Raw genomic sequence first — 13,651 nt, 5'->3', positions numbered from 1 at the left:
ACCTCCCGCACCGCCGGGGGCCTCGGGCCCTGAAGGCGCCGGTGACGACGAGGCGCAGGTCATCGTGGTGGGGGGGCGGGTCCGACGGGCCCTACGGCGGGCGTTCCGCGGGCTCAGACGCGGACGATGACGAGGGCGATGTCGTCGCGGGCTCCGCTGGCGACGTCGAGTCGCGCGAGCAGCGCGTCGGCCAGCTGAGCCGGGTCACGGCCGGCGAGGTCGCCCAGGGCGGTGGTGAGCCGGTCCAGGCCGGCGTCGATGTCCTCGTCGCGGCGCTCGATCAGTCCGTCGGTGTAGAGGACGAGGGTGTCACCCGGGCGGTAGGCGATGCCGGCCTGCGGCCGGGGAACGTGCTCGAGCCTGGCTCCCAGCGGCGGGTCGGTGGCCTGGTCCAACAGCTCGCACGTGCCGTCCGCGTGCAGCAGCACCGGCGGCGGGTGCCCCGCGCTGGAGTAGACGAGCAGTTTGGAGCGGGTGTCCACGAGCACGCTGACCGCGGTCGCGGCGAGCGCGCCGTCCACGGAGCGGGCGTACATGCCCAGCACTTCCAGGGCCCCGGCCGGCCCGGCCACCGCCCGACTGGCCGCGGACAGCGCGCTGCGGAGCATGCCCATGACGGTGGCCGCCTCCAGCCCGTGCCCGACGACGTCGCCCACGGCGACGGTGAACCGCCCCTCGGCCAGGTCGACGGCGTCGTACCAGTCGCCGCACACGTTCAGCGAACCGATCGCCGGCAGATAGCGCACCGCCACGTCACTGTGCCGGGCCAGGTCCGGGGAGTGCAGCATCGCCTCCTGCAAGGTGACGGCGACCTCCCGCTCCCGGGCGTGCGCCGCCCGCAGCTCCTCGTTCAGCCGCTGCAGCTCCCGCGCCCGGGCATACAGCTCGGCCTCCATCCCCTCCTCGCGCTCGGTCATCCGCCGCCCCTCGTTCCGCCCCCGGAACCGGCGGGACCGCATGAAGGCCGTCACGTCCTCCACGCGGTGGATGATCCACGCGACCCGCCCGTCCGCGTTCTTGACCGGGGTGTTCACCGGGGACCACCAGCGTTCCTCGAACACACCGGGCTGCGAGACGACGGGGATGTCGTACTTCTGCACCGCCATGGTGTCGGCCTCACCGGTGGCCAGCACCCGCCCCAGCGACGCCCCGAGGTTCTTGACCCCGTCCGCGCCCGGGTCGGCGGGATTGTCGGGGAACGCGTCGAACACGTGCTGCCCGAGCAGATCCTCCCGGGTCCGGCCGGTCGCCCGCAGATACGCCTCGTTGACATCCACGATCACCAGATCCGGTGCCAGTACCAGATACGGGCTGGGCGTCGCGGCGAACAACGCACCGTGGTCGATCTCCGGCCTCACAGACCTTCCGATCCTCGTCCGAGAAAGGCCCCTCCGACCAGCGTACGCAGCGCTCCGGCCGACCGCGCCTCGGCAAGCCCCTCCGGTGGGCCCCGCCGCCATCACCCGGCCACTCCACTGCGGTGGCCGGGCGAGTGGGACGGGCGTTGCATGGGAGGTAGCGCGGTCCACCCGTCTCGTCGAATGGGCGTTCACACAGTGGTTGGTGAAGATCATCCGGACAGCCGGTCCGTCCCCGAGGAGTTGGGGGGCGCCGTACTGGACGCGCTCTTCTCCCAGTCGCCCATGAGCCTGCACGTGTACGACCAGGAGCTGCGTCTGGTACGGGTGAACACGGCGGCCCGGCTGATGCGGGAGTTCCCTGCCGAGCGGTTGCTCGGCCGGACGCTGCCGGAGATCCTGCGGTCCTTCGACATCACCGACCCCGCGGCCGTCGAACGCGCCGCCCACCGGGTGCTGGAGACCGGCGTGCCCGAGCTCGACATGAGCATCCGGTTCCGCGCCCGCCGTGTCCCCCCGGTCGAAACCGTCACCTCGGCGTCCGCGTTCCGCCTGCAGCGGGCCGACGGCACCGTGCTGGGGCTGGCCGCCGCGCTGACCGACATCACCGCGCGGGTGCGGGCCGAAGCGGAGGTACGCCTGCAGAACGAGGCGGCCGAGCGGATCGGGACCACCCTCGACATCTTCCGTACGGCGGCCGAGTTCTGCGAGGTCGTCTCCCCGGCCCTGGCCGACACCGTGACCGTCGACGTCTACGACGTGGTCCTGGGCGGCAGGGCTCCCACCGCGGACGCCCTCGACCGGGATCAGACCGTTCGACGCGTGGGATACCACTCGGTCGCCGGACCCGACCGGCAGGGTGTCCCCGCCGTCGGCGAGGTGGACGTGTACCCGCCCGGCACGCCCCACCGAACCGCTCTGGACACCCTGGCCCCCAAGCTGATCCGTCGCCTGCGCCCGGACGCCCACTGGCTCGATCCCCGGCGACGGCGTGATGCCCGGATCCTGGACGCGCGGGCCCATTCCATGCTGCTGGTTCCGATCCGAGCACGGGGTGTGGTACTCGGCCTGGCCTGTTTCTACCGTTGGCGCGAACCGGCCCCCTTCGACCACCGGCACCTGAGGCTCGCCCAGCAGCTCACCACGCACGCGGGCCAGTGCCTGGACAACGCTCGCCTCTACGGGCGTGAGCGCTCGGCCGCCCGTATCCTGTCCGGCGGTTTCGCCCAGGCGCAGGCATCCGTCGTGAAGGCCGTCGAACTCGCCCGCACCCACCTGCCGGCCGGCACGGGCGGCGGATGGTCCGCCGCCATCTCCCTCTCCGGGTCCAGGGTCGCGCTCGTGGCCGGCGACACCACGTCCGGGACGTCGCGTCCGGCGGCGACGAGCGAGCTCCGCGCGGCGATCGAGGCACTGGCCGACCTCGACCTGCCCCCGGACGACATCCTCGCGCGTCTTCACGACCTCGCCAGTCGCCCGAGCACCCTGCCGGTCACGGCCGCACTCGATGCCGGTGACGGAACGCCCGCCACCTGCCTCTGCCTCGTCTACGATCCGGTCACCCGTCTGTGCACCGCGGCGAGCGCGGGCCACCCGTCACCGGTTCTGGTGCATCCGGGCGGCGCCGTCGAACTGCTGGATGTCGCGGCCGGACCACCTCTCGGGCAGGGCCTCGCGGAGTACGCGCTCACGGAACGCGTCCTGCCCGAAGGGAGCACCCTGCTGATCTGCAACACCGCTCTGCTGACCGCGGCCGGCGGCCGGGAGTCGCTGCTGAGCCGCTTGACCGACCTGTTCGCAGAACCGCAGCCCTCTCTTCAGGCCGCGTGCGACAGGTGTGCCGAGGCCCTCGCGCCCGAGCAGCCGATGCGCGACGCCTATCTGCTGCTGGCCCGCACCCGCACGTTGGGCGACTCCCAGACGAAGGCGTGGACCTTTCCCAACGATCCGGAGAGCGCCGGGCAGGCACGCAGGAGAGCCGTGGACCAACTCGCGGAATGGGGACTGGCCCAGGACGTCATCGACGACACCGCCCTCGTGGTCAGCGAGCTGGTCACCAATTCGGTGCGCTACGCGAAGGGGCCGATCCAGTTGCGCCTCATCCACGACGGCACGCTCGTGTGCGAGGTCACCGACGACAGCAGCGCCAGTCCGCACCTTCGCCGTGCCCTGGACACGGACGAGAACGGCCGGGGCCTTTTCATCACCGCCCACCTCACCCAGCGCTGGGGCGTGAGGCCCTCAGGACGAGGCAAGACGCTCTGGGCGGCACGGACCCTCGCAACGACTCCGGCCGACGGTCACGCCCCCGTTGCCGAGGCGGGACCGGGAACCGGCCCGGAAAGGAGTGCACGGCCGACCGGGAAGGCGGAACCCTCCACGGCCTGGCCGCACGAGCGGTGAGGTCGCGGGCATCGGCGCAGCCGAGCAGCCGCGGGGCGCCGGCGCCCAAGACGATCCGTTCGAACTCCTCACTGCACGTCGTGCGCGCGTCTGAGCCGGACCGCCCCGCCGCTGGACTGAGCCGGTCCGTCCCGGGTGGTCACGCAGGCCGCCCGGTGACCGAGGCCGCCGAAGGCGACCACGACCACCGGGCGGAGCCGCCCGGTTCCCGGACGGTGTCGACGCGCGCCGCTCAGCAGTTTCGGATGGACCACACGGGCGTCCAGTCGTACGTGAAGGGCGTGGGCTCCGGCAGGACGACGTCCAGCACCTGGCCGTTCTGGCCGTAGAAGAACGCGGCGGCTCCGACCTGGTTGTTCACCACCTGGCCCACGCCGTTCCAGTGGGACAGGGAGTACTGGTGGCACCGGTAGAGGAAGAAGACCTTGTACTTGCCCACCACCGGGTCCCAGACCCCGGTGCAGAGATTCCCCGACGCGCACGTGACGGGGCTGCCCGACGTCGTGTGCACGTAGTCCGCCCAGGGCGAGACCGTCGGCGATACGGCCGCCACGGCACGCGAGGACGGCCCCTCGCCCCGGGGCGCCGGCGGCATGACCATGGTGTGGCCGCCGCCCTCGCGAGGCCCGTCCGAGCCCGCCGCCTGGGCCGGGCCCGCCGCGAAGGCGGACACCAGCACCCACAGGAAGGCACCGACCACACCGAGGGTGGAACGCCAGGTACGCGACATCGTCACTCCTTCTCCGGGAACCCCGGGTTCACTTCTGACTCGTGCACAGCGGTACGTCCGGCAACTGGTTGTCCGGATGGCTGATGTAGATGTTGGTGACGTAGCCCCCGTACTGCGGCAGATACGCCCACCAGTCGTTGGTGTACGGCGGGACGGAGACGAGCTGCCCCTTCTTCTGGCAGCCCACCAGCACCTCCACGCCGGCCGGGAGTCGGGTCAGCAGGTTGTCCCCGACGACCGGTTCCGACCGGACGGCGACGTCCTGACCCCAGGTCCCGTACCACTTCCCCTTCGGCGCCGTGCCGCCGGGAACGTTCAGGGAACGGGTCAGCCGGCCGAGGTCGGTGTACGCCTTTCCGTACGACGTTCCGTCCTGGTGCAGGGTGAGGACGGCCACGATCGAACGGTCACCTGCCCCGACGGTGCCGGTCGTGTGCAGCGCCGGTCGGCTCAGGTCGACGCCGGCGTCACCCGCGCCGGCGGACGTGGGGGCCGAGGTGTCGACGCCACCAGCCGCGGTGGCGCTCACGGAGCCGCAGTTCCCCTTCGCGTACTTCCCCGACCAGCCCTGTTTCACGGCCCACGGGCGGTCGAACGCGGCGGCGATGCCGAAATGCTGGTCGAAGGAGTCCGACGCGCACCGGGTCGACTGGCGCAGACGCTCCATGATGAAGTCACGAACCGGCGCGGGAGCGGACTCCAGGATGTGTCGGTAGGTCTTCACGGTGTCGCGGGCCGACATGGCCGTGTAGCCCCAGTACCCCTCGTAGCCTGCCGGTGGGGGAGCGGTGTCGGCGAGCCCGAGCCGAGTGACCATGCGTTCGACGATCGCCGGCCCGCCGTAGGTCGACCAGTAGTGGTTGGCGGCGGCGTCCTGACTGCTGCGGAGCATGACGTCCAGCCGCGTGCGGTCGGCGGCCGGGATGGTGTCGGGGCTGCGGTTCCACAGGAAGTCGAGGGCGAGCAGGAGCTTGACGACCGACGCGGACCGGAACGTGGCGGCCGGGGCGAGCTGTTCGGTGAAGGTCCCGGTCTGCCGGTCGAACACGGCCACGCCTGCCGTGACCCCCGCGGGCACCTGGGGGCTCGCGGGCGTGGCCGACACGGTGTCACCCGTCGGTTCCGTCGCGGCCGCGACGGAGTGCGGGAGCGCCGCGCCGGTGAAGGAGAGGGAGAAAAAGGCCGCGGTCGCGGCGAGCAGGCGCCGAGGCGTACGGCGAGCGGTGGCGTGGGAGTGTCTGGCGATGCGGAGCATGGCGTGAGGGGTCCTCGCTTGGTGTGAGAGCGGGCTGCCGAGGGTCTCGGAAAGGGCCGGCGGACGAGGCGGCGGGAGCGCGGCGCGGAGCCCCTGGCGGGACGCGAGGGGCTCCACCGGAGCCTGCTGGGCGGACGACTCCCGGCGGCCTACGGGATGTTGCACTCCGTCATGCCGGGCCAGGGATCTATCGACGTCCACACGTCGACGGCGGGGATGAAGCCCCACCCGTGATTGCCGTCCTGACCGGGAGCGATGCGGTCACCCATGGTGTAGTACCAGATGTTGTTGCCGCCGCTGTGCGGGGGGCCGCTGGCCCAGCACACGAACCAGCTCGTCGAGGTGTCGATCCAGCCGATCACCGGGCACGCGGGGATGAAGCTGCCGCAGCCGCGCAGCGGGGCGCCGGCACGATTGCCGCACACCCAGTCACGCGTCCAGGTGCGCCCCGTGTACGCGTCGTAGTGGCTGACGTTGCGGGCGGTGCACGACGCCTGGGCCGCGAGGGGCGCGGCCTCCGCCGTAGGCGGCGCGCTCCGCACCGCGCGGGTGGTAGTGCCGGCCTGCGGCGACGACGCCTGAACGGCGCCGGCGCTGAACAGCACGGCCAGGAGGGCGGCGAGCATCGCCACCGCTCGTCTCACAGACATGTTTCGGCCCCCGTTGTCGAGAAAGCAATGGTCGGACGGCCCTGCGGAACCGAGGAGTTGTCACGGGGCGTCGCTTGAGAGCCGAGCCTTCCACTCGCACTCTGTTCATGTCATCGCTTGTGGCCATGCGACATGAATGACGATCGATAAGGGATTCATCATGGTTACTGGCGAGACGGCCGCTGGAGGCGCCGCGCCGACGGGCCCCGACCCGCGGACACCGAGCGCCCACCAACTCCGGCTGTTCGTCGCCCTCGCGGAAGAACTCCACTTCTCGCGCGCCGCCGCCCGGCTGTTCATCACGCAGTCGGCGCTGAGCCAGCAGATCAGAGACCTGGAGAGACGCCTCGGGGTGCGGTTGTTCGACCGTTCGAGCCGGGCCGTGACGCTCACCCCTCAGGGCCGGGTGCTGTTGGCGGACGCGCGCGGCGTGGTGGCGGCCATGGACCGGTTGAGCCGCAGCGCTTCGACCCAGGCGCGCAGGCTCTCCGGACGGCTCGTCGTCGGCACCATCGGCGCGGAAGCGGCGATGCCCTATACGCACGCCGTGCTGCGTCTGCTCCACGAACGGCACCCGTTGGTCCAGGTCGACGTGCGCAGCCTCCACTTCGCCGACCACTTCGACGCCCTGTTCCGCCATGACATCGACGTTGCCTTCCTCCGTCCACCGGTCCCGCCCGGCGTCGAGGTGCAACACCTGGCCACGGAACCGCGGTTGGCCTGCCTCTCTGCGAGCGACCCGCTCGTGGACCGCGACCGGATCACCCTCGCCGAGCTGGCCCGCCACCCGGTGATCGACGTCCCGCCGCAGGTGCCACGGCTCTGGTGGGACTTCTGGGCCGCCGACCCGCGACCCGACGGCACCCCGGTCCGCTACGGACCCGTCGCCTCGGACCTGGAGGGCCTTCTGCACCTCGTGGCCCAGGGCAAGGGCATGTGTTTCCTGCCGGCCGCCGCGCGCGACCTCTTCCCGCGCCCCGGCATCCGCTACGTCGAGGTCACGGACCTGCCCCCGTCAACGGCGGGCCTCGCCTGGCTGAGGGAGAACCGCACGGAACCGCTCATCGAGGCCGTAGTGGCAGCTGCCGGACACGTGGCCTCGGCGCGGGACCGGGGGGCCGTCCGGGGCAGGAACCAGGCCGAGGACTGACCCCACGTCACAGGTCGCGGCCACTCCGGGCGCGGGGACGTCGCCGGGGCCGAAGCCGTCGGCGTGAACGCCTGGCCCCGGCCCTTCGCGCTGCCCGTCGAGGTGGGCCTTGCCGGGGGAGGAACGGTTGCGTCCCGACAGCCCAAGGCGATGACGTAGCGACGAAGCCTGAGCTGCCCGGGATCTCTACTTTGAGGCTCTGGCCGCAGGTGTTTGATGCCGATCACGGCCATGGTAGGCAGCGGCCGCGTGGGCGGCGGGGGAGCGGCAGGCCGCTGCCGCCTGGGAGGCCGGCCGACCTCAGGCGGCCGCCGCCTGGGACGCGGGTCAGCTCCAGGCCACGGGCCCAGCTCGACGTGTCTTGCCGGACGATCCCTGCGCCGGCTCCGGCGCGGGTATCACGGATTCCGGTGCCCGCCGGGTGGGGCTGCCCGGGTCTCGGCGGTGCCGGGAGGACCCGGTGAGGGCTCGCCCGCCGCGAGGTGCTCCAGAACCTCCGCCAGTTCCTGGCAGGCGCGGCGCACCGACCGGCGGGTCGCACGCTGCTCGGTGATGACGGCGGCGAGAAGCAGGGCGGTCAGGGCGGCGGAACCGTTGAACGCCTGGAGCTTGGCCATGATCTCGACGTCCGTGAGGTGGAGGAACGCGCCCCGTCCGGAGGTCGCCTCGAAAGTGGTGAGCACGGAGGCGAAGAGCGCGCACAGCATGCTTCCGACGAGCTGGAAGCGGAGCGCTGCCCAGATCAGCAGGGGGAAGACGAGGAAGAGCATGCTCATCGGGCTGAGCACGGCCATGGGCATGAGGATCAGGGTCGTCAGCCCCAGAAAGGTCGCCTCCTTCCAGCGCTGTGCGCGGAACCGTCCGGCCGGCCCCGCGAGGGCGAGCAGGAGCGGGGCGACGAGCAGCACCCCCATCGTGTCGCCCACCCACCAGGCCAGCCAGACGGGCCAGAACTCGCTCTTGTCCAGAGAGCTCTTCGCCACCTGCAGTCCGACCCCCGCGGTCGCGCTGATCAGCATGGCGCCGAACCCGCCGAGGAAGACCAGGGAGAGTCCGTCCCGCAGCCGCGCCATGTTGAGCCGGAAGCCGGCCCGTCGCAGCAGCAGGAAGGCGCAGAGTGGCGCGACGGTGTTGCTGACCACGGTGACCACGGTGGTGGGCCCCGGAGTGGTGAGGGAGGCGATGACGAGGAAGGAGCCGAGGGCGATCCCGGGCCAGACCCGCGCGCCGAGCAGCAGGAGGGCGGCGACGGCGACGCCGGTGGGAGGCCAGATGGGAGTGACCACCACGCCTTCGACGACGAGGCGGCCCAGCAGGCCGAGTCGTCCGGCCGCGTAGTAGCAAACCGCCACGGCCAGCGACATCAGAGCCGCCTCCGTAGAGGACCGGAACTGGCGAATATCCAACACGTCAGCCATCAGACACCGGCCGGGCCGCCACCACCTGGCAAGGCCCCTGCGTGTCGGGCGCCGCCGTCCGGCACGGGCCCGGGCCGGTCCGAGGACCGACCCGGGCCCGAGGAGAGCCCCCTCCCCTCACTCCTCGGCCGCCGACCGGGCCGGACCGCCGTCATGGCCGACGACCAGGACGGCCGCGTCGTCCTCGTGCCCCACCGTGGCCGCCAGCTTCATCACGGCGGTGGCGAGCGCTTCGACGTCAAGCCCGGCGACGGCGGTGATCCCGGCGAGCCTCGTCACCCGGTCCAGACCCTCGTCGACGTGGAGCGAGGGCCCCTCCACCACCCCGTCGGTCAGGAGGACGAAGACACCGTCGGCGGTGAGCCGGTGGCGCGTGGCCGGGTAGTCGACGCCGCGCAGCACACCGAGCGGAGGCCCGCCCTCGCTGTCGTCGATGCCGGAGTGGCCGTCGGCGGTGGCCCAGATGTGGGGGATGTGACCGGCCCGGGCGCACTCCAGGGTGCCGGCAGCGGGGTCGAGCCGCAGGAAGGTGCAGGTGGCGAAGAGGTCGGCGCCCAGAGAGACGAGCAGGTCATTGGTACGACCGAGCAGCTCTCCCGGGTCTCCGGTGACGGAGGCCAGCGCGCGCAGTGCCACGCGGACCTGTCCCATGAAGGCGGCGGCCTCGATGTTGTGTCCCTGCACGTCACCGATGGACATGCCGATCTGCCCGCCGGGCAGGGAGAAGGCGTCGTACCAGTCACCGCCGACGTTGAGCCCGTGGTTGGCGGGCTCATAGCGGACGGCCAGCCGGGCGCCCGGAAAACTGGGCAGGTCCGAGGGCAGCATGCCGCGCTGCAGGGCCACGGCGAGCTCGACACGGGAACGCTGCGACTCGGCCAACTCCCGCGCCCTGGCGGTCAGCGACCCGAGCCGGACCAGAAGGTCCTCGCTGCTGTCGGCCGGCCGTCTGCGGAACATCGATCACTCCGACGTCACGACGAATCCTCGCATCAATCCGACCCGTCTCCAGCACGCGGGACCACACGGGACCACACGGGACCACCTCGGTACGAACAGGTCCTTACCTACTCTGCCCGGAGCGGACAGCGTCCGCATCTCATCGGCGGCCCGCGGCCAGGTCTCCTTCTTCCAGACCACGACCGCCACGTCGTCGCGCTCGATCGCCCGCCGGGCTGCCACGACCAGCCGTACCGCTTCAGCAGTTGCCAGGTGCACTCCACCGTGTAGCTCACATGGCACAGCCGGCCGATCAGCCTCTTGATCCGGGCCAGTGTCCACCGCTGGTCGGCCCAGCCGCGGACCAGAGGCACACGCTCCAGCTCCCGTTCCAGTCTCGCGATCTGCGCCTCGCTGAACCTCGTCCGCCCCGGCGATCCCTTCGACAGGACCCGCGCTTCACCGCACTCGCGCCACTGACGACGCCACCGTTCCACGGACCGCTCACTGACCCGCAGCGCGCGGGGCTGGACGGAGGACCGTGCAGCGAGGACACGGCGGGCTTTGTCGCGGACGTACGGGGTTCATCGGCGGCTGGTACGGGAAGCGTTGGCATCCCCGGTTCCGGGGCCACGGCGGCCGCCGGTACGTCGCTCGCCCAGGCTGGACCCGTTGAAGAAGACCATCGACGACTGGCTGAGGACGGATCTCGAGGCACCGCGGAAGCGGCGGCATACCGTCCGGCGGATCGTGTCCCGTCCGGCACGACCGGCCCGGAGCGGACGCCGAGCCCGGTTCATCGGGCCCAGGTCCGAGTCGTCCTGCGGTCCACCGAGCTGATCGCTACGACCGCCGCACGGAGATCGCCCGCCATCCCCGGCTGACCGGTCGGGGTGAGGACCGCATCGTCCTCGACGACTACCTCGAAGTCCTCCTGCGCAAGCCGGGCGCCTTCGCCGGCTCTGAAGCTCTCGACCAGGCCCGGGCCAATGACTCCTTCACCAGCACCCACGAAGCGCTCTGGGCCGCGGCGAAGACCGCCCTCGGCGACATCGAGGGCACCAAAGCCCTGGTGAAGGTCCTGCTGCTGCACCGGCACCTGCAACATGCCGACCGGATACCGGGTCCGATACGCGCTGGCGGCCAAGCTCGTCCACGAGCTCGTGGAGGCCGCCGACGACAAGCAGCTGACAAAACGATCGCCCGCTACGGACGTGTCGATCTTTTGTGCATCGATGAGCTGGGCTGTCTCGAACTCGACAGGCGGTGCGCCGAGATGCTCTTCCAGGTTTTGACCGAGAGGGAGGAGAAGAACAGTGTGGCCATCGCCTCGAACGAATCGTTCGGAGGCTGGACGAAGACGTTCACCGACCCCAGGCTCTGCGCGGCCATCGTCGACCGTCTCACCTTCAACGGCGCGATCATCGAGACCGGGACCGAGTCATACCGCCATGGCCGTACCAAGGCCCAGCAGCAGCTCAAGGCGGTCTGAACCGGGTACACCCCAGTTCAGCCTTTGGGGGCTTCGAACGTATGCACCGCAGTCCGGAAGGCTCCCTGACCGGGTTGAGCAGGGTTGATCAGCACCACGAAGTCCGGCAAAGCTCCCGGAACGGGCCGCCCGTCCTTGTCCTGGCTGCCGGCTTCGGCCTGCCAGTCGATCAAGTGGACGACCACGGCATGGCGGCCCTCGGGCACGGGGTGTTCGATCACGCCATCCGGGGCGTCCCCGCTGACATCGTCGATGCCACCCACGAGCGCGCGACCGCGGGAGACGAACAGGTAGGGCTGGGAAGCGACCAGCTGATGGGCTGTCTCCCGCTCGGTCAGCCGGGCCGGCGCGGCCGCAGTGCCCGAACGGACCAGAACACCGAACGCGCCGTCTCCGCCGACGTTGAGCGGAACAAGAGCGCCCGCCTGGATGTGACGGACGATGTCCTCGTCGTCGAGGAGTTCGTCCTCCCAGGTGTCGTGATCGACGACGGCCTCGAACCGCTCCGGATCCCACAGGACGAGCATTCCGGCGTCCGTGGCCACCGTCACCGGAGCCTCATCAAAGGGCTGCTGAGCAGTCACTCGCTCCTCCGGTCATCCCGCTGGCTGCATTCGAATCAGTTGATTCTCCCAGCACAGGACCACGACAGATCTGGCGGGGCCGCGTCACCCCAACACCCGGGGCCACTTCGAGCCGCCACCACCACCGGATCCGGCGCATACCGGGGCCGCTTCGGACCGCCCGGCAGGGGCCGACTCAAACCGTCACGGCCACTGCCTCGCCCTCGGGCGGGAGTCTGGTCCGTGACTGGTCCGGGGAGATGTGACTGAGCGACCCCACCCTCGATCATCACGCAGCCTTCCGGCGGCGGGGCTGTACACGGCATCGGCGAGACGTTCACCCCCGACCCGCATACCGGTACCGGTAATCTCTCCGTCCCGCTCGAACTCCTTCCGGGGCGTGTCACCCATCGCCCCCGTACGGAGGGGCTGTTGGCCCGTACCAGCCTTATACGGGAGCAGGTTTCGGAGGATGGGGCTACCTTCTGGGACGACCACTGGGAGGTCACCGGCAAGATCGGGGTGACCAGCTGGTAAGGCACCCCGGCCGACGACGCGGCGGGCATACGGGACACCCGGTCGTGGTCGCCGACCCCGCTCGGCCCGACCACATCCTCGCCTGGCAGCTGACTTGTACCCGGGACCCCTTCGGCATCCAGATCCGCTACCATTACGACGAACGCGGCAGCGGTACCGACGGCCCCCACACCTGGGACCAGCCCCTGCTCAGCGACATCACCTATGTGGACCACGGACCGCCCGGGGCGGAGCGCTACCTCGTCCGCGTCCACCTCACCTACGACACCCGCCCCGACGCCTTCTCCGCGTACCGTGCCGGCTTCGAGCTCCGCACCACCCGTGTCTGCCGTCGCATCCTCGTGGAGACGCGTTCCGACCGCGACCGGGGCCGTGCGCCACTACGAGCTCACCCACGAGCCCGATCGATCCCGCCCACGGGGCGTCGCTGCTGACCAGCCTCGCCGTCGTCGGATACGACGACGACGGCGAAGAGCTGCGGGAACTAACGCCGTTGGACTTCGCGTACACCACGTTCTGCCCCGCGGACCGCCGCTTCGTCCTGCTCGGCGGCCCCGGCCTGCCCATCGGTTCGCTCGCCCGGCCCGACACCGAACTCGCCTACCTGTCCGGCACGGGCCTCCCCGACATCCTCCAGGCCGACGGGGCCGTGCGGTACTGGAAGAACACTGACGAACCTGGCGAAGCGTCGTGTCCTACCAGATCGAGGCGCGGCCAACGCCCCCGCTACGTCCTACTTCTCCTCGGGCTCCCAGGCGCGGAGCAGGTCGAGCAGCCCTGCGTCTCCGTCAACGTGCAAGGAGTCGGCCTGGATCCGGTCGTACAGGTAGAGGACCAGCTCACTGGCCGTGCCGTGGACGGAGGCGCCGGCTGCGTCCGAGTCTTCGCCGGTCGCGGCGGTGGGCGCGGGGATGCGGGTGGTGCGTGCGCCGTCGCCGTCGACGGTGAGGCGCCAGGAGCGGCCCTCGGCGGCGTGGAAGTCGAAGGCCGTGGGCTTGTGCGGCCAGGCACTCGGCGTTGCGCAGACGGTGAACAGGAACTCCTCCACACCGTCGAGTGCCAGCTGGACCGGCAGCGGCTGCGGGGAGCCTCCGGCGAGCTGGGCGTCGTAAGTGTGCACCGCGGTCTCCTGGACCCGGTGCCGGGCGGTACCGCC

11 protein-coding genes and 3 pseudogenes are annotated in these 13,651 nt (G+C 71.1%); 4 read left to right on the top strand and 10 right to left on the bottom strand.

The features are described from left to right. Window positions 1-113: 113 nt before the first annotated feature. Complete coding sequence (locus AOK00_RS30370) at window positions 114-1,358, bottom strand: PP2C family protein-serine/threonine phosphatase (protein ID WP_055603426.1); 1,245 nt, start codon at window positions 1,356-1,358, stop codon at window positions 114-116. A gap of 243 nt (window positions 1,359-1,601) precedes the next feature. On the opposite strand from AOK00_RS30370, the gene AOK00_RS30365 reads away from it, so the two are divergent. Beyond that, window positions 1,602-3,761: a SpoIIE family protein phosphatase gene (locus AOK00_RS30365; protein ID WP_055603425.1), complete on the top strand. Its 2,160-nt coding sequence runs from the start codon at window positions 1,602-1,604 to the stop codon at window positions 3,759-3,761. Between the two features lie 232 nt (window positions 3,762-3,993). Here AOK00_RS30365 and AOK00_RS30360 read toward each other — a convergent pair whose 3' ends face one another. From AOK00_RS30360 to AOK00_RS30350, 3 genes are all read right to left on the bottom strand, one after another. Continuing rightward, a complete protein-coding gene (locus AOK00_RS30360) occupies window positions 3,994-4,491 on the bottom strand; it encodes a hypothetical protein (RefSeq protein WP_055603424.1) in 498 nt (165 codons plus the stop codon). A gap of 28 nt (window positions 4,492-4,519) precedes the next feature. Further along, on the bottom strand, window positions 4,520-5,746 hold the full coding sequence (locus AOK00_RS30355; RefSeq protein WP_055603423.1) for a hypothetical protein: 1,227 nt from the start codon (window positions 5,744-5,746) through the stop codon (window positions 4,520-4,522). A gap of 149 nt (window positions 5,747-5,895) precedes the next feature. Further along, window positions 5,896-6,396: a hypothetical protein gene (locus AOK00_RS30350; RefSeq protein WP_159041877.1), complete on the bottom strand. Its 501-nt coding sequence runs from the start codon at window positions 6,394-6,396 to the stop codon at window positions 5,896-5,898. A 160-nt stretch (window positions 6,397-6,556) separates the two neighbouring features. Here AOK00_RS30350 and AOK00_RS30345 point away from each other — a divergent pair, with 160 nt between their 5' ends. After that, a complete protein-coding gene (locus AOK00_RS30345) occupies window positions 6,557-7,546 on the top strand; it encodes a LysR family transcriptional regulator (RefSeq protein ID WP_055603427.1) in 990 nt (329 codons plus the stop codon). Window positions 7,547-7,944: 398 nt separating this feature from the next. Here AOK00_RS30345 and AOK00_RS30340 read toward each other — a convergent pair whose 3' ends face one another. The 4 genes and pseudogenes from AOK00_RS30340 to AOK00_RS30330 form a co-directional block, all read right to left on the bottom strand. Further along, complete coding sequence (locus tag AOK00_RS30340) at window positions 7,945-8,964, bottom strand: MASE1 domain-containing protein (RefSeq protein ID WP_055603421.1); 1,020 nt, start codon at window positions 8,962-8,964, stop codon at window positions 7,945-7,947. A 117-nt stretch (window positions 8,965-9,081) separates the two neighbouring features. After that, a complete protein-coding gene (locus AOK00_RS30335; protein ID WP_055603420.1) occupies window positions 9,082-9,924 on the bottom strand; it encodes a PP2C family protein-serine/threonine phosphatase in 843 nt (280 codons plus the stop codon). A gap of 165 nt (window positions 9,925-10,089) precedes the next feature. After that, window positions 10,090-10,424 (bottom strand): annotated as a pseudogene (locus tag AOK00_RS41645) (winged helix-turn-helix domain-containing protein); the annotation flags it as partial. A gap of 275 nt (window positions 10,425-10,699) precedes the next feature. Next, complete coding sequence (locus AOK00_RS30330) at window positions 10,700-11,011, bottom strand: hypothetical protein (RefSeq protein WP_055603419.1); 312 nt, start codon at window positions 11,009-11,011, stop codon at window positions 10,700-10,702. A 4-nt stretch (window positions 11,012-11,015) separates the two neighbouring features. Between AOK00_RS30330 and AOK00_RS30325 the strand changes: the two are divergent. Continuing rightward, window positions 11,016-11,395 (top strand): annotated as a pseudogene (locus tag AOK00_RS30325) (ATP-binding protein); the annotation flags it as partial. Between the two features lie 17 nt (window positions 11,396-11,412). Here the strand turns inward: AOK00_RS30325 and AOK00_RS30320 are convergent. Then, a complete protein-coding gene (locus AOK00_RS30320) occupies window positions 11,413-11,979 on the bottom strand; it encodes a hypothetical protein (protein ID WP_055603418.1) in 567 nt (188 codons plus the stop codon). 560 nt (window positions 11,980-12,539) lie between these two features. On the opposite strand from AOK00_RS30320, the gene AOK00_RS30315 reads away from it, so the two are divergent. Next, window positions 12,540-12,929, top strand: coding sequence for a SpvB/TcaC N-terminal domain-containing protein (locus AOK00_RS30315; protein ID WP_055603417.1), 390 nt, complete (start codon window positions 12,540-12,542; stop codon window positions 12,927-12,929). A 299-nt stretch (window positions 12,930-13,228) separates the two neighbouring features. Here AOK00_RS30315 and AOK00_RS30310 read toward each other — a convergent pair. After that, window positions 13,229-13,651, bottom strand: a pseudogene (locus tag AOK00_RS30310) (hypothetical protein); the annotation flags it as partial.

This window comes from Streptomyces aureus, assembly GCF_001418135.1.
In the GTDB taxonomy this organism is placed as follows: Bacteria; Actinomycetota; Actinomycetes; order Streptomycetales; family Streptomycetaceae; genus Streptomyces; species Streptomyces aureus_A.
Note: the sequence above shows the minus strand (reverse complement) of the source record. Positions and strands in the feature narration are given on the sequence as shown.

Excerpts from the sequence above, each read along its gene's own strand:
- AOK00_RS30360 (WP_055603424.1), bottom strand. The coding sequence starts at position 4,491 with ATGTCGCGTACCTGGCGTTCCACCCTCGGTGTGGTCGGTGCCTTCCTG.
- AOK00_RS30350 (WP_159041877.1), bottom strand. The coding sequence starts at position 6,396 with ATGTCTGTGAGACGAGCGGTGGCGATGCTCGCCGCCCTCCTGGCCGTG.
- AOK00_RS30335 (WP_055603420.1), bottom strand. The coding sequence starts at position 9,924 with ATGTTCCGCAGACGGCCGGCCGACAGCAGCGAGGACCTTCTGGTCCGG.
- AOK00_RS30330 (WP_055603419.1), bottom strand. The coding sequence starts at position 11,011 with ATGTTGCAGGTGCCGGTGCAGCAGCAGGACCTTCACCAGGGCTTTGGT.
- AOK00_RS30340 (WP_055603421.1), bottom strand. The coding sequence starts at position 8,964 with ATGGCTGACGTGTTGGATATTCGCCAGTTCCGGTCCTCTACGGAGGCG.
- AOK00_RS30355 (WP_055603423.1), bottom strand. The coding sequence starts at position 5,746 with ATGCTCCGCATCGCCAGACACTCCCACGCCACCGCTCGCCGTACGCCT.
- AOK00_RS30345 (WP_055603427.1), top strand. The coding sequence starts at position 6,557 with ATGGTTACTGGCGAGACGGCCGCTGGAGGCGCCGCGCCGACGGGCCCC.